Origin of the sequence: Myxococcus stipitatus DSM 14675 (assembly GCF_000331735.1) — a bacterium.
In the GTDB taxonomy this organism is placed as follows: Bacteria; Myxococcota; Myxococcia; order Myxococcales; family Myxococcaceae; genus Myxococcus; species Myxococcus stipitatus.
On the sequence record NC_020126.1, the window covers coordinates 8,853,481 to 8,871,153 of the forward strand.

Genomic DNA, 17,673 nt, shown 5'->3' on the forward strand with positions numbered 1-17,673 from the left:
GTGAACACGCCCGAGCTGCAGAACGGCACGAACTCCACGGTCGCCCTCGTCCCCCAGATTGGCATGGATGGGGGCAACCTGGTGGTGGTCCTCATCAAGCAGCGCTTCACCATCACCCCGGGCAGCGGGCGCGTGACGAGAACGCCGGGCGCGGAGGTGCGCTACACGGACGAGCCCTGGGACAAGAAGGCCCCCGAGGCCAGCAGCATCCAGCTCCCCTCGGATGTGTGCATCCGCAAGCCCTCCACGGATGTGCTCGTCGTGGGCCACGCCATGAGCAAGGCGAGCCAGCCGGTGAAGCAGTTGGATGTCCACATCGAGGTGGGCCCTGTCTCCAAGGGCCTGCGCGTCTTCGGGACACGCGTCTGGTACTCGGGGGCGCTCGGGGTGGCGCTCGGCCCCGCGCAGCCCTTCACGAGCGTGCCGCTGCGGTGGGAGCTCGCCTATGGCGGCTTCGATGCGAGCGACTCTCGCAAGCCGCCCGTGGAGGAGCCTCGCAACCCGCTGGGGCGCGGCGTCGCGCGGGACACGGCCACCCTGGTGCACCAGCTCGCGCCCCAAATCGAGGACCCGCGCGACCTCATCTCTTCCCCGCGGACGCGCCCCGCGCCCGCGGGAGTGGGGGCCATCGGGCGGCACTGGGAGCCGCGACGACGCTACACCGGCACCGTGGATGAGGCCTGGCGCAAGGAGCGCATGCCGCTGCTGCCCCTGGACTTCGACGAGCGCCACAACCAATGCGCGCCGCCAGAGCTCATCTGCCCCGAGTACCTGAAAGGCGGCGAGATGGTGAAGCTGCTCAACCTCTCCGCGGGTGGCGCGTACCACTTCGCGCTGCCCCGGTTGTTCTTCGGCGTGAGGGCTCGGACGGACCAGGGCGTGACGGACTATCGGCCGGTGCTGGACACCGTGCTGCTGCGGCCCTCGGACGACCAGAGCCTGGAGCTGACGTGGCGCACCGCCGTGCCGGTGCCCCGCCCGTCGCGGCGCCTGCACTCCGTCCAGGTCGTCGAGAAGGAGCTGCGGTGAGTCCTCCGAAGACCCTCGACTCGGTCCACTTCGGCGGACGCTGGAGCACATCCCCGCTCATCGTGGGAACGGCCGCGTGGAATGGCCTGGCCTTCTCGCCCTACCAGACGTGGGCCTTCCGCCGCGCCGAGCTGTCCGCGTTCGCCGAGACGCCCTTCCGCGCGCGCAATGGACGGAAGGTGACGATGGCGCCCATCCGGACGTTGCCGACCCGCGACTCCGGAGCGGAGCGGCTCGTCCCCATCGCGACGAGAACCCTGAGCCAGCTGCTGAAGGACCTGGGGGAGCTGCCCCCCAAGGCCGTGGTGGCGCTGGTGCTCTGCCTGCCCGAGCGGATGGTCGAGAACAGCGCGCAGGGAAGTGGGGCACAGCGGCGGCGGGTGGAGCAGGCCTTGATGCGAGTCTTGGAGGAACGAGGTGTCTCCAAGCCCCTGCTCCACGTGGAGCCCCGAGGCCATGCGTCCCTCGCCTTCGCGCTCATCGAGGCGGGCGTGGCGCTGCGCGAGCGCAAGGTCGACGTGGCGTTCGTCGGAGGCGTGGATACGCATTACGACCCCGAGGTCGTCCAGGAGCTGCTCGACCGGGAGCGCATCTTCGACGGGGAGAACCTGAACTCGTTCGTGGGAGGCGAAGGTGCGGCGTTCTGTGCGCTGACCCGACCGGACGTGGCGAAGCGCATGCGGTGGCCCGTGCTCGCGCGGCTGGACTCCGTGGCCACGGACCGCGAGGCCGCCACCGAGGACAACGACATTCCCTGCCGGGCCGAGGGATTGTCGCGTGCGGGCCGCGTGGTGTCCGAGCGGCTGCGCGAGGAGCGGCGCTCCCTGGACTGGTGGCTCTCCGACATGACCGCGGAGGAGCTGCGGGTGCATGAGTTCCAGCTCGCCTGGCCTCGCGTGGCCCATGACGTGATGCCCCCCGAATCCACGCTCGACTTCCTGTCGGAGTGCCTGGGAGACCTGGGTGCCGCCGCGATGCCCACGGGGCTGGCCATCGCCGTGGAAGGGATGCTGCGAGGAGACCCCGCCGCCAGCAACTGCCTGCTGACCGGCTCCAGTGTCGGCGGGGCACGCGGAGTCGTGCTCCTCTCCAAGGAGACGTGAGGAGTCCTCAGCCCAGCTCTTCGACGTGGGCGAGGCGATGCAGCCAGGGGCGGGTCTTCTGCTCTTCCTGGAAGCCGCCCCAGTACTCGGTCGGCGCCTTCACGAAGTACGGCTCCAGGACGCGCGCGGCTTCCGCGTAGGCGCTGGGGTACTCGAGCGCGTTGACGTCCCCGAGCGTGGGCGCCTCTCCCGCCTGGATGAGCGTGGCTCCGCGCAGCGCGTGGACCTGGACGCCCTTCCGCCAGGGATGTGATTGGAGCGCGGGCACATCCAGCTCGAGTGTCTGAGCAAGCCTCGCGCCGACAAGGGTGAGCCAATTGCATCCAGGGAGGCCCTCGGAGACAGACCAGGCCATGGAGTCCGGGTCCTGGATGTCGAGCCCGAGGTAGCGATGACTGGAGCGGTACAGGCTCCAGAACGCCGTGGACTTGACCCACTCGTTCCAGGTGCCCACGTACCCACCAACCCCGCACAACACGGGCCAGCGCTCGCCAATCTCTTTCGCCACCTGGAGCAGTTGGGCGGGGTCGTGCTCTTCGGGAAGGAGGATTTGGAGGAAGCCCTTTCGGCCGCGGGACGATTCCATCTCCTTGTAGATGAACCCGAGCCCGGGGGCCCCGAGGTCATCCACGAGTCTGAAAGTGAACAGGTGTCGGACGCGGACCTCGGACCAAGGGACGGCAAGAGAGCGCAAGACATCCTCGGCCACCCGAGGCGTGAAGCGGCGCCACTCCGAAAGCGTCGAGGTGGTGTACCAGGCGAGCCGCTCCACCGGTGCCAGCTTGAGGTAGCGATTGAGGAGAGCCACCGCTCCCTCGCCCGCCCAGACGAGGGGCTCGTCGAGATAGAGGGTCAGCCCCAGGGCACAGCGCGTCACCGTTGCTGCGGGGTTGTCCTCGAGCACATCAACCCCGGGTCCACGCGGCTTCGTCATCCTGGCAGCTCCTGGCAACCTGCCATGGAATCTAGGCCGATATCGCGCCGCATGCAGCAAGAGGACGGCAGAGCCCCCGCATCAACGAGGTCCGCATCATGTGGTAGGAATAGGGGGCCGCGAAGAGGTGCCGCATGGCAGGCAGCGCTCCCACTCCTCCTCCGCACACCACCCTCCTCTATCTCGAGGCGGGCGGAAGCAGCTTCTTCTCCCAGCGATGCCAGGAGCTGCTCATCAAGTCCAAGCTGAACCCGGACTGGTTCGGCTCCTACAAGCACGTCGCCGCGCTCAACCAGGAGGCCCGAGCCAAGTGCGACCGCTGGGACAACGCAACCGACGCGGAGTTCGCCAGCGGGATGAAGGACGGCACGCCCCTCGAGCGCCCCACCGCGGGAGACCGCTACCTCAGCTCCTGCCAGTCCGGCCATCTCGTGCGCGACTCGAACTTCCGGGATGAAGGCTCGGATGACATGGGGAACGATGCGCGCGGGGACCCCTGTCAGAACGTCATCGACGGGTATGAGACGGAGTACGCCCCCGCGGTTCCCCAGCAAGGCATGGCACACGAGAACCTGGGGCACGGACGCCATACCACCCGGGAGAACGCGGACGCCCAGCGACGGCGGAACGAGAACGCCGAGATGGGCCGGCCCGAGGACGAGTATCGCCAGAGGGACCGCCAGGCCGATGAAGATGCCCGCGTGAAGAAGTTCGTGAGCGAGCACAGACAGCGATGGCGAACCTCCGAGCGCGCCGCCAGGAACCAACCGACGGGTGCCGCGGGCACGAGTGGAAGCGGCGCGGGCGGCTCGGCGAGCAGTGCGGGTGGCCCAGGCGGTGCGGCGGGCTCGGGCCTGGGCACCGCGAAGGCGCCTTCTTGCGCTCCCTCGGAAACCATCAACGGAAAATCCGCCGTCGAGTGCGTCAACAACTGGCGACGGAAGGCCGAAGCACAGATGAAGCAGCGGATGGTGGACAACATGAGCAAGCACGAACGGGAGAGCGACGTTCCCGCTTCGTTCGCTGGCGCACCTCCCCCTCCGCCCCTTCAAGACCAGTATCAGGCCCACCTGGACCAGAACACGAGCAATGCCGTCGCGGCACACACCGCCGCCCAGGGAACTCCTGACGCGGCAGAAGCCGCGAGAGCCGTCACTCGGGCCAAGACAAGGTCCAGCCGGTTCCGGAGGGCCCGCTGCCGCGCCGAACAGGGCGCCCGCCTCAGGGGAACCGGTGGCGCCGCCAGCCCGCGAGTCAACGGGCGCACCGGATGAGCTCGCCTGGAAATCCGTCCCATTGATACCTGGAGATACCTCGCATGAGTCCAAAAGACATCGACATCGCCGCCGAAACCGCCACGTCGTTCATCAACGACTACCTCATCAAGCATGGCAACTTCACGCCCGATGACGAGGTCGATGTGGATGTACTGGGCTCCCTGCGCTTCTCCTTCTACCGAGCCATGCCGGACCGCCAGGCGCCTGGAACCATCGTGTACAGCTTCATGTATGGAACGAAGTTCCAGGAGAACAGCCCGGAGCTCCAGAAGCTGGTCCAGCAGAGCATGGATGCGCTGAAGCAAGCCCACCCCGAGGTCTTCCGGTTCAAGAGCCTCATCGAACTCGACCCCGCGGATTACTGACCCCCCTCCCCGAGGCGCCCCATGAAGTTCGCGCATGTGTTCCGCAAGGCCAGCGGTGATTCGGCTTGGGACTGTCACTTCCTGGCGGACCGCTGGGACGGCAAGCCCTGGATGGAGGACCACGCGGAATCCTGGGTCGGGCAGGTGGTGGACGGCCGCGTCTTCACCTTGCTCGGACAGGTGGGTTGGCTCACCTCCCTCTGGCGCTCCCCCTCCGGCGCGGTCTACGTGTCCGAAGGCAGCGCCCGCCGAGGCGGTGTCCATATCAATCGCGCGGAAGACCCGCTGCGCCCGGCCTGGGAGTTCCATGCCCTGCCCTGCGTCGTCGCGGGCATCTGGGGACTCGATGACCGGTTCGTGCTCGCCTGGGGGCCCCATTCGAGGAAGAGAGAAGAAGCGTTCTTCCGTTGGGATGGCCAGCAGTGGCTGGAGCTCCCCAGCCCTGGCGACGTCGTCGCCGTACATGGCCTCGCGCAGGACCTGGTCTACGCAGTCGGTGGAGAGGGGCTCATCTCACGCTGGGACGGCACGCAATGGCACCAGGCCCCCTCCTTCACGGAAGCCGTGATGACCGCTGTCCACGTCGTCAGCGAGGACGAGATGTACGCCTGTAGCGACGCGGGCGTAATGGAGGGGAGCCTCTACGGCTGGTCGGAGGTCGCCGAGTCGCCCGGGATGTTGATGAGCATCGTGAAGCACCAGAAGCAGGTCTGGGTCGCAGGTGGCACCTATGGCCTCTTCAACCTGCACGGCAATCAGCTCGACGAGGCGGAACCTCGGATGAAGACCATGTCCCTCGATGCCCGTCAGCGACTCGTGCTCGCCACGGACACCGCACTCGCCGACACCGAGGATGGGAAGCAGTTCCGGAGCATCCCCATCGCGGAGTTCATCGCCCGCACCCAGGACGTTCCCAAGCTCTGGTAGCGGGAGCCAGGGTGCGCGAGGGTCCCCTCGCGCACCCCGCCCTTCCTCACTTCGAGGTCAGGTCGTTGACGCTCGGGGTCACCACGCCGAACAGGTCGCTGATGGTGGTCAGCGCCGAGGTCTTCAGCGTCGCGGCGGACACGACGGAGCCATCCGGCGCGGCGAGTGAGCGGGTGGCGGTGGCCTCCGCGACAATGGTGGGGCGGTAGCCGAGGTTGAAGGCTCCCTGCGCGGTGAAGGCCACGCACATGTGCGTCATGAAGCCCGCCAGCACCAGCTCCTTGCCCGCGTTCAGCTCGCGCAGCGTCTTCTCCAGGTCCGTGCCGTGGAAGGAGTTGGGGACCTGCTTCACCACCACGGGCTCACCCTTCGCCGGCGCGACCTCCGCGCAGATGGCGCCAATCTCCGCGCGGATGTCATACGGCGAGCCCGCGCCTCCATCGTGCATGACGTGGATGACCCGCGTGCCCGCCGCACGCGCCGCCGCCAGCAGGCGCGCCGCCGCCGCGAGCGCCTTGTCCGCGCCCTCCAGCGCCATCACGCCCTGGGTGTAGGTGTTCTGGAAGTCGATGAAGATGAGCGTCGACTCGGCGAGCCGGGGCAGGTGGTTGTCGAGGCCGCTGACGGCACGCAAGCTCTTGGACGGGGTCATGACTGGCTTTCCTCTTCAGTGCTGGGGATGAACAAAGGCGCGACCCGACAACCGGGCCACACCCGGTGCGACACGACACAAAGACAAACAGCGTTGAATCAACTCACGACACGAAAGCGGCGCCGGTACGCCGCGGGCGCAATCCCAATCTGTCTGCGCAAGGCCCGGTGAAGCGTCTCCACCGAGCCCAGCCCGCTCGCCACGGCCACCTCCTCGAGCGGCTGGTCGGTGCTCTCCAAGAGCCGGCGGGCAACCTCCACCCGCGCGGCCTCGACATACGCCGCGGGCGTCGTGCCCGTCTCCTGACGGAACACCCGCGCGAACTGCCGCTCGCTCAGGCTCATCCGCGCCGCGAGCGTCGCCGCGGACAGGTCCTCATCCAGGTGCTCCGCGATGTACATCCGCAGGTCATCGATGTCCCTGCGCGACGCCGGTGGACGGCTCAGCGGGACGGAGAACTGGCTCTGCCCCCCCTGACGCTTGAGGTACATGACCAACTGGCGAGCCACCGCGAGCGCCACCTCCTCGCCCAGGTCCTCGGACACCAGTGCCAGGGACAGGTCCATGCAAGCGCTGATGCCCGCCCCCGTCCAAATCCTCCCGCTCCGCACGAAGATGGGGTCGGGGTCCACCTTCACCTCCGGGTGGTCCGCCGCCAGGCGCTCCGCCGTCGACCAGTGCGTCGTGGCCGTCTTCCCATCGAGCAGCCCGGCCGCCGCCAGCAAGTGCGCCCCCACGCAGACCGAGGCCACCCGCCGGGCCAGCGGCGCGGCCGTCTTCAGCCACGCCACCACGTCCTGGTCTATCCGAGGCGCCAGGCCGCTCGGCAGCACCTCCACCGCCCCCGGCACCAGCAGCGTGTCCACCACCCCGTCGACCTCCGCGAAAGAGAGGTCCGTCAGCAACCGCACGCCCGCCGACGTGGTGACGACTCCCGAGGTCGGCCCCGCGAGCTGAATCAGGTAGCCCGCCTTGCCCCCGGTCTCCCGGTTGGCCATGGCGAACACCTCGGCGGGACCGGTGACATCCAACAAGTCGACATCGGGGAAGACCGCGATGACGACGCGGCGGCGCGTGAACATGCCCTCATCGTCTTCATCGGACCCCATGTCCGCAATGACGATGTTCTGTCAGTTCCGGACACGACGGGCCACGACATGGCAGGTCGGCTTCCACTCCCATAGCAATAGCCAACCTGCAGGTGAAGACACCCGCGATGGGACACCTTGCTCGTCCTGGATGGCCCCCTCTCGCGTCAGTCCCCCCATCACAATCGGCATGTGGCCCTTTGGCTTGCCGTATGTCTGATACATACTAACAGTGCGCGCACCCCAATACCTAATCGCTAGGGGGCGAAGGAGGTCGCGACGTGCCCGTCCCGCTGCCTTATCCTGGTGTCCAAATCCAGGAGATCCCCGCCACCGTGCGCAGCATCGTCGGTGGCTCGACCTCGGTCACGGGCTTCGTGGGACGCGCGGCGCGCGGACACGTCGAGACCGCGACCCGCTGCTTCTCCTTCGACGACTTCGCGCGCAAGTTCGGTGGGCTGTGGGCTGACAGCACACTGAGCTACGCCGTCTACCAGTACTACCAGAATGGTGGCACCGAGGCCGTCATCGTGCGGCTGGCCCCCGGTGCGCTGACCGCGTCGGTCAGCCTGGCCACCATCGCGGGAGGTGTCCCCGCCAGCGTGGTGCTCGAGGCCGCGAACCCGGGCGACTGGGGCGAGAACCTCCGCGTCACCATCAGCGACCCCGCCGCGGGCGCGTTCGACCCGGGCGAGGTCAACCAGGTCTTCAACCTCTCGGTGCGAGAGGTCGACCCCGCGGCGCCGAACGACCCGAGCCGCGACCGGCTGCGCGAGAGCTTCCTCAACGTGTCCGTCTCCGACACGAGCCCCCGCGCGCTCAAGCGCGTGCTCGAGCAGGAGTCGCAACTGCTGCGGCTGAAGACGGGCAGCACGCACCGCCCGGCCAACGCCGCCCATTCGCCGCTCATCAACGGCAGCGATGGCAGCGCGCTCACGGCCACCGACTTCGTGAACGCCGCCGACCCGACCTTCGAGTCGGGGCACAAGGGCCTCTTCGCGCTCGACCGCGTGGACACGCTGAACATGCTCTGCCTGCCGCCGCTGGAGCGGACCGTCTCGCTCCCGGCGAGCGTCTGGACCGCGGCCGCGGCGTACTGCGAGAAGCGCTTCACGCTGCTCCTGGTCGACCCGCCCTCCTCCTGGAACACCGTGACGGCCGCCGCCGCGCGCACGGGGCTGACGAGCCTGGTGAGCCAGAACGCCGCGTTCTACTTCCCGCTCGTCGTGCTGCCGGACCCGCTGGCGGAGGGGCGGCTGGCGAGCTTCGCGCCGTGTGGCTCGGTCGCGGGCGCCATCGCGCGCACCGACGCGGAGCGCGGGCTCTGGAAGGCTCCGGCGGGACAGGACGTGGGCCTGCGCGGCGTCGAGGGCTTCAGCACCACGCTGACGGACGCGTCCGCGCGGCTGGTCCTCAGCGACTCGCAATGCGGCACCCTCAACCCCGCGGGCATCAACGCCCTGCGCTCGCTGGGCGGAGCGGGGCCCGTGGTGTGGGGCGCGCGCACGGCTCGCGGCGCGGACGTGCTCGCATCCGAGTGGAAGTACGTGCCCGTGCGGCGGCTCGCGCTCTACATCGAGCAGAACCTCAAGGATGGCACGCGCTGGGCGGTGTTCGAGCCCAACGACGCGCCGCTGTGGAGCCAGCTCCGTCTGTCCGTCGGCGCCTTCATGCACCAGCTCTTCCGGCGCGGCGCATTCAAGGGCCAGCGTCCGCAGGAGGCCTACTTCGTCAAGTGCGACTCGGAGACGACGACGTTCGCGGACCAGGACCGCGGCACCGTCAACGTCGTCGTGGGCTTCGCGCCGCTGAAGCCCGCCGAGTTCGTCATCCTCCAGTTCCAGCAGATCACCCGCGCGACCACCTGAGCCGAGGCCGAATCATGCCCGCCAATCTCGCAGCGCCAGGCGTCTACATCGAGGAGCTTCCGAGCGGAGTGCGCACCATCACCGGTGTCTCCACCTCCGTCACGGCCTTCATCGGACGCGCGCGGCGCGGCCCGGTCAATCACGCCACGCCCATCTCCTCGTGGGCCGACTTCGAGCGCGGCTTCGGGGGGCTGTGGAACCAGGGGGAGCTGGGCCACACCGTCAGCCAGTTCTTCCAGAACGGAGGACGCGAAGCCGTCATCGTCCGCGTGGACAATGGCTCGGCGACGGCCGGGGCCTCCGTGCCGGGGGGAATGGTGCTCGCGGTCAGCCCCCAGATTGCCGCGCGCGCGGGCTTCCACCACCTGCGCGTGACGGTGGCCCACGGCGGCGCACCGGGCGCGTACGACCTCACCCTCCAGGCCGAGGACGTGGCCAACGTCGTCCTCAAGGACGACACGAATCCGGACAAGCTGCCCTTCTCGCGCACCGTCTCGCTGACGGTGGGCAGCGACCCCACGGCGGCCATCGCGGCTCCCGCGGCCACGAGCCCCGCGATTCCGCTCGCATCCCTCGTCGGTCCCGGGCCGAGCGCGCGCCCCACGGCCGGCGCCACGCTGAGCAATGGCGTCGAGGTGCGGCTTCCCGTGGCCGCCACGCTCAACCTCGTCGCGGCAAACGAGGGGAGCTGGGCCAACGGCATCGTCGTCACCCTCCTGCGCGACGCGGGCAGCACCACGTTCGGCCTCCAGGCGCAGCGCTTCGACGCCACCGGCCGCGAGCTGGAGAACGAGGTCTACTACAACCTCGTGCTGACGCCCGGCGCGCCCACCTACGTGGGGGATGTGCTGGCGAGCCGCTCGTCGCTCATCCGGCTCGACGGCAATCCAGGCGCGCTGCCGCTCACCACCGCGACAGCCACCCTCGCGGGCGGCACGGACGGCAACCCTCCCACCATCGCCCAGTACACGGGCAGCGAGGCGAACCGCACGGGCCTGCATGCGCTGGAGGAGCTCGACGTCGTCAACCTCCTGTGCGTGCCGTTCCCCAGCAGCGTCACCGTGGTCAGTGAGGCCGACCGCACCGGCTTCTGGAGCGGCACGGCGCTGCCCTGGTGCCGCACGCGCGGCGCCTTCGCCATCATCGACCCGCCCCCGTCGTGGTCGAACTTCGACGCGGTCAACACCAGCCTGTCGAACGGCGCCGGGTGGATGAGCCAGCTGCGCTCTCCGCATGGCGCGCAGTACTTCCCCACGGTGCTCGCACCCGACCCGCTACAGCAGAACCGGCTGCGCGCGTTTCCTCCTTGCGGCGTGGTGGCGGGCGTCATCGCGCGCACGGATTCGACTCGCGGCGTCTGGAAGGCGCCCGCGGGCCTGGACGCGACGCTCGCGGGCGTGCTCGACCTGAGTGTCCCGCTCACCGACGGCGAGCAGGGGGTGCTCAACCGCGAGGGCGTCAACTGCCTGCGCGGCTTCCCCGGCATGGGCCGCGTGGCCTGGGGCGCTCGCACGCTGCTGGGCCAGGACAAGTCCGCGTCCGAGTGGAAGTACGTGCCGGTGCGGCGGCTGGCCAGCTACCTGGAGCAGAGCCTGCTGCGCGGCTCGCGCTGGGCGGTGTTCGAGGGCAACGACGAGCCGCTCTGGAGCCAGCTGCGGCTCAACGTCGGCGCGTTCCTGCACCAGCTCTTCCGGCAGGGCGCCTTCGCGGGCCGCACTCCGACGGACTCGTACTTCGTTCGCTGCGACAAGAACACGACCACGCAGGCGGACATCGACGCAGGCATCGTCAACGTGCTCATCGGCTTCGCCCCCGTGAAGCCCGCGGAGTTCGTGGTCCTCAAGATTCAGCAGCTCGCGGGCCAGGGCGTATGAATCGCGGCCAGCCCGCGCTGATGGCGTTCACTCTCTTCATTGACTCCTAGAGGTCTCCATGCCCGCCTTCTCGGTCAATACCCAGCGCTTCGACCCCTACAAGAACTTCAAGTTCCGCGTGAAGTGGGACGGCCGCTACGTCGCGGGGGTCAGCAAGGTGAGCGCCCTCAAGCGCACCACGGAAGTCGTCGAGCACCGCAACGGCGGAGACCCGTCCAGCGCGCGCAAGTCCCCGGGCCAGACGAAGTGGGAGGCCATCACGCTCGAGCGCGGCGTCACGCACGACGTCGAGTTCGAGCGCTGGGCCAACAAGGTCTGGCGACTGGGCGCGGGACTGGGCGCGGAGGTCTCCCTCGCCGACTTCCGCAAGGACATCATCCTGGAGGTCTACAACGAGGCCGGGCAGAACGTGCTCGCGTACAAAATCTACCGCTGCTGGGTGTCCGAGCTGCAGGAGTTGTCCGAGCTCGACGCCAGCGCCAACGGCGTCGCCATCCAGTCGCTCAAGCTGGAGCACGAGGGCTGGGAGCGCGATGTGTCCGTCGTCGAGCCGACCGAGCCCTCCAACTCCGACGCATGAGTCCCGCGCGCAACGACGGACCCTCACCGCCGGGCGCACGCCGCCTGGTGGGACCGGTCCGGCCGCTGCACGCCGCCACGCTGCTCGTCGCTTGGGAGCAAGGCCAGCGCGAGGGTCCGGTCGAACGCGCGCTCACGCTGCTCGGTCAGGCGCTGCCGGAGACACCTCGCGAGGTGCTGGCCGCGCTGACCATCGGCGAACGTGATGGGTTGCTGCTCGCGCTGCGCATGGGGATGTTCGGGCCGACCGCGCCTTGCGTGGTGGGGTGCCCCCGGTGTGACGAGACGCTCGAGCTCGAGCTGTCGCTCGCCGACTTCTCGCTGCCGCCGCCCGTCGAGACCGAGTCGGTCATCCGCTTCGAGGGGTTGGGCCTGGGCGTGCGAGCCCCGACGAGCCAGGACCTCCTCGAGGTGCGCCGGGCGGGCGACGCGACGGCACTGGCGGCGGCGCTGCTGGCGCGCTGTGCCCGGGTGACGGAGGGCGCGGAGCCGGGGGCCCTCGTTCCGGCGCACGCGGCCGAGGCCGTGGCGGCGGAGATGGCGCGGCTGGACCCCCAGGCGGAGCTCCGGCTCGAGCTGTCGTGCGCGGCGTGCTCCATAGACTTTTCCACCGTGTTCGATGTGGTCGCCTACCTCTGGCAGGAAGTGGAGACCGCGGCACAGCGGCTGCTGTTGGAGGTGGACCTGCTCGCACGGAGTTATGGGTGGTCGGAGCACGACATCCTGGCACTCACGCCCACACGGCGGCGTGCTTACCTGCGTCTGACGGGCATGGCATGAAGGGAGGTGCGCCATGAACTTCCTGTTCACCCTCGCCGCGCGCTCGCTCTCCTCGCTGCCCGTCGCGGAACCGCCGCGTGTGCCCTTCGTGAGCAGCTTTCCCGATGGCCCACTGCTCGCGCCCGAGCCCGACGCCTCCATGCCCGCGTCCGCACCACCATCTCGGGCTGAAGCGCGGAGGGCCGCGCGCGACGTCGTGCCGGTGCGCCCTCCGCCCATCGCGCCTCCTGCTCCGCCCGCGCCGCACGTGTCTCCATCCGTGCAGACGGTGGAGTCACCGCGCCCGGTGAACGAGGCTCCGCGCGCCGAGCCAGGTCCTCGACCTCCGCCCCACCCTCTCGAGCGCGTGGTGGAGCGACGGGTCTCCTCGCCCTCCGTCGAGGTCCATGAGCGTTCGGCGCCGGTCATGCCCAGGCCTCCCGCCGTCATGACGGGTGACGCGCCCGAGGCGCCCTCCGTCCACGAGCGCATCGAGCGACATCACACGCTCGAGCGCATCATCGAACGGCTGCGCGAGGCGGACACGGCCCTGCCCGAGGCTCGCTCCGTCGCGACTCCCGCCCGGGTCGCGGCACCGCCCAGGCCCGCGCCTCCCGTGCCCTTCGAGCCCGCCCGCCGCGCCGCCCAGCCGGAGCGTCCGGAGCAGACGGCCCCCGTGGCTCCTGGCGCCCCTCTGCCGCCCGCGCCGCAGCCGCAGGTGCAGGTCTCCATCGGGAAGCTCATCGTTCGCGTCCAGACGCCGCCGCGCGCTGCTTCCAGTGAGCCCGTGCGCCCGGCCACACCGGGCCTGTCACTCGAGGCCTACACAGCCGCGCGCCGCCGCGGAGGTTCGACATGAGCAACTCACTGGCCATCGCCACGGTGACGGGCACGCTCATCACCCGCATCAAGGGGCTGCTCAACGGCGCCAACCTCACGGAGATGGGCATCCGCGCCGGGCACCCGACGGCCACCAACAACGACTCCGGCGTCTACGTGACGCTCTACCACCTCTCCCCCAACGCGGCGCTGCGCAACGCCGACCTCCCCACCCGGCGCTCCAGCGGAGAGACCGCTCGGCGGCCCGTGCTCGCGCTCAACCTCCGCTACCTCCTGTCGTTCATCGGAGACCCGGAGAAGTTCGAGGCAGAGCGACTCGCGGGGCTCGTGCTCGCCGACCTGCACGCGCGCCCGCTGCTGGGCTCGGACGAAATCTCGACGTACCTCGGCTCCCTCGACCCGTCGCACTACCTGCGCCAGTCCGACCTCGCGCGCCAGTCCGAGCCCATCAAGCTCTCGCCCATCAACGCCGACGCGGAGGAGCTCTCTCGCGTGTGGGGCATGGCGAACCAGAGCTTCTTCGCGCTGTCCATGGCGTGGGAGGCCACCGTCGTGCTGCTCGATGGCACCGTGGAGCCGACGGAGTCCTTGCCGGTCGCCAGCACGGGCCTCGCCGTCGTGCAGGCCACGGCGCCTCGGCTCTCGCGCTTGTATGAGCGCTCCAGCCGCCAGGCGGTGGTGGCGGACTCGGACACGCTCGTCGTCGAGGGGGAGCAGCTGCTCGGGCAGCACTCACGGCTGTTCATCGGCGGCGGCAGCGTCACCCTGACGCCCTCGCACGTGAAGGGCCGCGCGCTCGAGATCGACCTGTCGTCTGTCACCGGGCTCGTTCCGGGCGTCCTCCCCGTCGTGGTGGAGCATCGCGTGGCCGTGCCAGGGGCGGCGGGAGACGGCATGCGCCCCGCCGCGCTCTCCAACGCGCTCGCGGTGATGCTGCGGCCGACGCTCGGCGCGCTCAGCAGCGAAGGCACCCTGCCTTCTCGTAAGGTCCGCATCCCGATGACGCCCCTTCCGAAGGTGGACCAGTCCGTCCAGCTGTCGCTCGAGTCGACCACCACCAACGCGCGCCACACGAGCAGGACGTTCACCCTCCAGGGTGGACAGGTGCTGTTCGACGTGCCGGGCCTCGCCACGGGCACGTATCTGGTGCGGGTCTCGGTGGACGGAGCGACCAGTGCACTGACCATGACCGGGGGCGAGTACACCGGTCCGACGGTGACGGTGCCATGAAGTCGCGCGGCGATGGCACCCTCAAGCTCCGCGGGGGCTCTCGGGTCGCGAATCCCGAAGCCAGCCCCCGTCCCCCTCGCAGCCTGGCCGCGAGCGCGCTCTCTCCCGTGCTCGCCGCGGTGCGCGCCAATGTCGAGCGCGACACGGCGGGCGGGCCCTCCGTCGCGCTCCCCGAGCCGGCCCCCGACTCGCCGCTCGCCCTGCTGAAGGAGCGCTTCGGGCTGTCCGACTTCGAGCTGTCCATCCTCGCGTGCGCGGCGGCCGTCGAGCTGCTCCCAGGCTTTGGGCGCAGCTGCGGCAAGGCCATGGGCGACCCGACGGCGCTGCTGCCCAGCGTGGCGATGTGCGTGGCGCGCATGCCCGGCGCGAGCTTCGAGGCATTCTCACCCCAGGGGGCGCTGCGCCGCTTCCGGCTGGTGCACCTGGGCGAAGGCGACGTCCTGACGGGACGGTCCGTGACGCTCTCCGAGAGCGTGCTCCACTTCCTGCTCGGGACGCCGTGCCGGGACGCGCGCATCGAGCCGCGCGTGCGCGTGGTGCAGTCCGGCGCGGTGCTTCCTCCTTCGCGTGTGGCGCTCGTGGGGCTCGTCTCCGATGCGCTGCGCTCCGCCTCCGCGCCGCACTTCCAGCTCGTGGCCTCGAGCGCCGAGGAGGTGCGGCCCCTGCTCGCGGCGGTGGCGACGTCGCTGGGACGGGAGCTGTGGGAGTTCTCCGCGTGGGCGCTCCCGGAGTCTCCGGATGAGCGAGACGAGCTGCTCTGGACGTGTGTGCGCGATGCGCGTCTGTGTGGCGCGCTGCTGTTCTTCGACGTGTCGAGCGTGGGCGACGCGACACGCGTCCGGCAGGTGGCCGAGCTCGTCTCGCGGACACCCGACCCGCTGTTGCTGTGTGGCCCCGAGGTCGTCCGCCCCGTGGGCCGCACGGTCGTCAGCCTGGCGATTCCGCGCCTGCTCCACGAGGAGGCGAAGTCCCTGTGGAGGGAGGCCCTCTCCAGCACCGCGCTCCCCGGCGCGGAGGTCGACCTGGGTTCGCTCGCCGCTCGCTTCCAGCTCAGCCCGGACGGCATCGCTTCGGCGGCGCAGAGCCTGGTCCATGCAGGCCCCAGCGAGCCCGCGCAACAGACACTCTGGCGTGCGTGCCGGCTGCGCTCACGCGTCCGGTTGGATGACCTGGCCCAGCGCATCGAGCCCGAGGCCAACTGGGAGCGGCTGATTGTTCCCGAGGGGGAGCTGCGCACGCTGCGCGCCATCGAGGCGCAGGTGCGCCACCGGGCGCTCGTGTTCCATGAGTGGGGGTTCTCCGCGCAGGGTGAGCGCGGCACCGGCACGGCGGCCATCTTCGCGGGGCCCAGCGGCACCGGGAAGACGATGGCGGCCGAGGTGCTCGCGGGGGCGTTGGAGCTCGACCTCTACCGCATCGACCTGTCCGCGGTGGTGAGCAAGTACATCGGCGAGACGGAGAAGAACCTGCGCCGCGTGTTCGATGCGGCGGAGGAAGGCGGGGCCATCCTCCTGTTCGACGAGGCCGACGCGCTGTTCGGCAAGCGGACCGAGGTCAAGGACAGCCACGACCGGCACTCCAACGTGGAGGTGAGCTACCTGCTGCAGCGGATGGAGAGCTACCAGGGGCTCGCGCTGCTCACGACGAACCTGCGCAAGAACATCGACCTCGCGTTCATGCGGCGCATCCAGTTCGTCGTGGACTTCCCCTTCCCTGACGCGGACTTGCGCGAGCGCATCTGGCGGGCGGCCTTTCCGGAGCGGACACCGCTGGAGGGGGTGGACCCCGCACGTCTCGCGCGGCTGGCGGTTTCGGGTGGCAACATCAAGAACATCGCTCGGAATGCCGCATATCTCGCAGCCGCGGAGGCGCGGCCGGTGGGCATGCAGCACCTGCTTGACGCCGCTCGACTCGAGTATGCCAAGCTTGGACAGCCGCTGACTCCCACGGAGATAAGAGGCTGGCTGCCATGACCTTGCTGCGGCTCGACATCGAAGCGCTCGAGCTCGAGGGTCTCGAGCCCGCTGGGCGCTTCGAGTTCGCGCGAGGCATGGAGAGTGAGCTGGCGCGGTTGGTGTTGGATGGGGGGGTTCCCTCGGGGCTCCTCGCGGGGCGAGGGGCGCTCGCGCCGTTGGAGGTGGCGCCACCTGCTGCGGCGGCTCCGGCGGACCTGGGTCGTGCGGTGGCTCGGGCGCTCTATGAGGGGTGGAGATGAAGGCGCGGGCCTCCAGGGCGCAGGCGCGCACCTCGAAGCCGGTGGAGCGGCGCGCGGCGCGGCGGCAGGCCCAGCGAGGCCCGGAGCGGGCGCTCAGCTCGCATGACAGCCTGCTCGACCATCTGGATGCGGGGCCGGAGGCGACGCTGGAGGAGTCCTGGGCGGAGGCGACCTCGCATGAGGCCACGATGGCGCTGCCCCACCGGGCGGAGCTCGAGGCGCGCTTCGGAGAGGACCTGGGCTTCATCCAGGCTTTCGCGGGGCCCCAGGTGAGCAGCCTGTTGGATGTCCTGGGAGCGGAGGCGGCCACGCGCGGTGGCGAGGTGCTGCTCTCGGGGCCGGAGGCTTCGCTCGAGACCGTGGCGCATGAGGTCGCGCACGCGCTTCAGAGTGGCGGTGAGGTGGGAGCCGCGTTGCCCGGGGTGCTCGCCGAGAACCACGAGGCGGAAACGAGCGCCGATGCGGCGGTCGAAGCGGTGCTCACGGGTGGAGAGGTCGAGTCGGGTCGGCTCGACTCACCGGCCATGCGGAACGGGAACGTGGCCCTGCTGCGCCATCGGACCCGAAGCACACGCACAGGCAGGAGGACCGAAGCGTCCTCACGGGCCGAGGCCGATACTCACTTCGAGAAGCCTCCAGCGACGTCCACGGTCGATGAGACCGGGCCACCAGATGAACAGGTCGAACACGATGCCCTGCCTGGCCTCGCGGACGACAAAGACAGCGAGGCATCTTCGTCACCTCACCGCATTCGCATCGGTGCGGAACGTGGCCTCATGCGCGGACATCCGCGAGGGGCTCTCCCATTCGCACAAGGGCCACCGGCCCTACAGCAGCGCATTGCCGAGCATCAGCCTCGGACAGGTACACCTGCGCACCATGGGCCGGGGCACCTGCCATTCGCACAAGGGCCTCCTGCTCTAAGGAACCCTC

General features: G+C 69.8%; 16 protein-coding genes and 1 pseudogene. 14 read left to right on the top strand and 3 right to left on the bottom strand.

The window, feature by feature from the left end:
- Both MYSTI_RS34145 and MYSTI_RS34150 read left to right on the top strand, forming a co-directional pair.
- A complete protein-coding gene (locus MYSTI_RS34145) occupies nt 1-1,029 on the top strand; it encodes a DUF2169 family type VI secretion system accessory protein (RefSeq protein WP_015352408.1) in 1,029 nt (342 codons plus the stop codon).
- The gene (locus MYSTI_RS34150; protein WP_015352409.1) at nt 1,026-2,132 is read left to right on the top strand and encodes a 3-oxoacyl-ACP synthase; all 1,107 of its coding nucleotides are present in this window, start codon (nt 1,026-1,028) and stop codon (nt 2,130-2,132) included. Before MYSTI_RS34145 ends, MYSTI_RS34150 begins: the two co-directional genes overlap by 4 nt.
- A gap of 7 nt (nt 2,133-2,139) precedes the next feature.
- Here MYSTI_RS34150 and MYSTI_RS34155 read toward each other — a convergent pair whose 3' ends face one another.
- Nucleotides 2,140-3,066: a type VI immunity family protein gene (locus MYSTI_RS34155; protein WP_015352410.1), complete on the bottom strand. Its 927-nt coding sequence runs from the start codon at nt 3,064-3,066 to the stop codon at nt 2,140-2,142.
- Between the two features lie 134 nt (nt 3,067-3,200).
- Between MYSTI_RS34155 and MYSTI_RS34160 the strand changes: the two genes are divergently transcribed.
- Genes MYSTI_RS34160 through MYSTI_RS34170 form a run of 3 tightly spaced genes read left to right on the top strand, consistent with a single transcriptional unit; the run spans nt 3,201 to nt 5,635 of the window.
- Nucleotides 3,201-4,340, top strand: a complete 1,140-nt coding sequence (locus MYSTI_RS34160; RefSeq protein ID WP_015352411.1) for a hypothetical protein — start codon at nt 3,201-3,203, stop codon at nt 4,338-4,340.
- 44 nt (nt 4,341-4,384) lie between these two features.
- A complete protein-coding gene (locus tag MYSTI_RS34165; protein WP_015352412.1) occupies nt 4,385-4,708 on the top strand; it encodes a hypothetical protein in 324 nt (107 codons plus the stop codon).
- A 21-nt stretch (nt 4,709-4,729) separates the two neighbouring features.
- Nucleotides 4,730-5,635 (top strand): hypothetical protein, encoded by a 906-nt coding sequence (locus MYSTI_RS34170; RefSeq protein ID WP_015352413.1) that lies wholly within the window; start codon nt 4,730-4,732, stop codon nt 5,633-5,635.
- 46 nt (nt 5,636-5,681) lie between these two features.
- On the opposite strand, the gene MYSTI_RS34175 is transcribed toward MYSTI_RS34170, so the two are convergent.
- Both MYSTI_RS34175 and MYSTI_RS34180 read right to left on the bottom strand, forming a co-directional pair.
- Nucleotides 5,682-6,287 carry an isochorismatase family protein gene (locus MYSTI_RS34175; protein ID WP_015352414.1) on the bottom strand — a complete coding sequence of 202 codons (606 nt, stop codon included), beginning with the start codon at nt 6,285-6,287 and terminating at the stop codon, nt 5,682-5,684.
- Nucleotides 6,288-6,385: 98 nt separating this feature from the next.
- A complete protein-coding gene (locus MYSTI_RS34180; protein WP_044900856.1) occupies nt 6,386-7,369 on the bottom strand; it encodes a GlxA family transcriptional regulator in 984 nt (327 codons plus the stop codon).
- 341 nt (nt 7,370-7,710) lie between these two features.
- On the opposite strand from MYSTI_RS34180, the gene MYSTI_RS34185 reads away from it, so the two are divergent.
- The 9 genes and pseudogenes from MYSTI_RS34185 to MYSTI_RS45810 form a co-directional block, all read left to right on the top strand.
- Nucleotides 7,711-9,243 (top strand): phage tail sheath family protein, encoded by a 1,533-nt coding sequence (locus tag MYSTI_RS34185; RefSeq protein ID WP_201768940.1) that lies wholly within the window; start codon nt 7,711-7,713, stop codon nt 9,241-9,243.
- Between the two features lie 14 nt (nt 9,244-9,257).
- Nucleotides 9,258-11,117: a phage tail sheath C-terminal domain-containing protein gene (locus MYSTI_RS34190; RefSeq protein ID WP_015352417.1), complete on the top strand. Its 1,860-nt coding sequence runs from the start codon at nt 9,258-9,260 to the stop codon at nt 11,115-11,117.
- A gap of 58 nt (nt 11,118-11,175) precedes the next feature.
- Nucleotides 11,176-11,697 (top strand): phage tail protein, encoded by a 522-nt coding sequence (locus MYSTI_RS34195; RefSeq protein ID WP_015352418.1) that lies wholly within the window; start codon nt 11,176-11,178, stop codon nt 11,695-11,697.
- A complete protein-coding gene (locus MYSTI_RS34200; RefSeq protein ID WP_015352419.1) occupies nt 11,694-12,476 on the top strand; it encodes a T4 family baseplate hub assembly chaperone in 783 nt (260 codons plus the stop codon). The genes MYSTI_RS34195 and MYSTI_RS34200 overlap by 4 nt, the downstream gene beginning before the upstream one ends.
- A 13-nt stretch (nt 12,477-12,489) precedes the next feature.
- A complete protein-coding gene (locus tag MYSTI_RS34205; RefSeq protein ID WP_015352420.1) occupies nt 12,490-13,314 on the top strand; it encodes a hypothetical protein in 825 nt (274 codons plus the stop codon).
- Complete coding sequence (locus MYSTI_RS34210) at nt 13,311-14,525, top strand: Pvc16 family protein (RefSeq protein ID WP_015352421.1); 1,215 nt, start codon at nt 13,311-13,313, stop codon at nt 14,523-14,525. Before MYSTI_RS34205 ends, MYSTI_RS34210 begins: the two co-directional genes overlap by 4 nt.
- The gene (locus MYSTI_RS34215; RefSeq protein WP_015352422.1) at nt 14,522-16,498 is read left to right on the top strand and encodes an ATP-binding protein; all 1,977 of its coding nucleotides are present in this window, start codon (nt 14,522-14,524) and stop codon (nt 16,496-16,498) included. The genes MYSTI_RS34210 and MYSTI_RS34215 overlap by 4 nt, the downstream gene beginning before the upstream one ends.
- Complete coding sequence (locus MYSTI_RS34220) at nt 16,495-16,740, top strand: hypothetical protein (protein WP_015352423.1); 246 nt, start codon at nt 16,495-16,497, stop codon at nt 16,738-16,740. Before MYSTI_RS34215 ends, MYSTI_RS34220 begins: the two co-directional genes overlap by 4 nt.
- Before the next feature lie 188 nt (nt 16,741-16,928).
- A pseudogene (locus MYSTI_RS45810) lies at nt 16,929-17,126 on the top strand (eCIS core domain-containing protein); the annotation flags it as partial.
- Nucleotides 17,127-17,673 lie beyond the last annotated feature (547 nt).

What these genes read in the sequence shown, in the direction of transcription:
- MYSTI_RS34215 (WP_015352422.1), top strand. Translation starts at nt 14,522, where the DNA reads ATGAAGTCGCGCGGCGATGGCACCCTCAAGCTCCGCGGGGGCTCTCGG.
- MYSTI_RS34220 (WP_015352423.1), top strand. Translation starts at nt 16,495, where the DNA reads ATGACCTTGCTGCGGCTCGACATCGAAGCGCTCGAGCTCGAGGGTCTC.
- MYSTI_RS34200 (WP_015352419.1), top strand. Translation starts at nt 11,694, where the DNA reads ATGAGTCCCGCGCGCAACGACGGACCCTCACCGCCGGGCGCACGCCGC.
- MYSTI_RS34190 (WP_015352417.1), top strand. Translation starts at nt 9,258, where the DNA reads ATGCCCGCCAATCTCGCAGCGCCAGGCGTCTACATCGAGGAGCTTCCG.
- MYSTI_RS34160 (WP_015352411.1), top strand. Translation starts at nt 3,201, where the DNA reads ATGGCAGGCAGCGCTCCCACTCCTCCTCCGCACACCACCCTCCTCTAT.
- MYSTI_RS34195 (WP_015352418.1), top strand. Translation starts at nt 11,176, where the DNA reads ATGCCCGCCTTCTCGGTCAATACCCAGCGCTTCGACCCCTACAAGAAC.
- MYSTI_RS34210 (WP_015352421.1), top strand. Translation starts at nt 13,311, where the DNA reads ATGAGCAACTCACTGGCCATCGCCACGGTGACGGGCACGCTCATCACC.
- MYSTI_RS34175 (WP_015352414.1), bottom strand. Translation starts at nt 6,287, where the DNA reads ATGACCCCGTCCAAGAGCTTGCGTGCCGTCAGCGGCCTCGACAACCAC.
- MYSTI_RS34170 (WP_015352413.1), top strand. Translation starts at nt 4,730, where the DNA reads ATGAAGTTCGCGCATGTGTTCCGCAAGGCCAGCGGTGATTCGGCTTGG.
- MYSTI_RS34155 (WP_015352410.1), bottom strand. Translation starts at nt 3,066, where the DNA reads ATGACGAAGCCGCGTGGACCCGGGGTTGATGTGCTCGAGGACAACCCC.
- MYSTI_RS34180 (WP_044900856.1), bottom strand. Translation starts at nt 7,369, where the DNA reads ATGTTCACGCGCCGCCGCGTCGTCATCGCGGTCTTCCCCGATGTCGAC.
- MYSTI_RS34205 (WP_015352420.1), top strand. Translation starts at nt 12,490, where the DNA reads ATGAACTTCCTGTTCACCCTCGCCGCGCGCTCGCTCTCCTCGCTGCCC.
- MYSTI_RS34165 (WP_015352412.1), top strand. Translation starts at nt 4,385, where the DNA reads ATGAGTCCAAAAGACATCGACATCGCCGCCGAAACCGCCACGTCGTTC.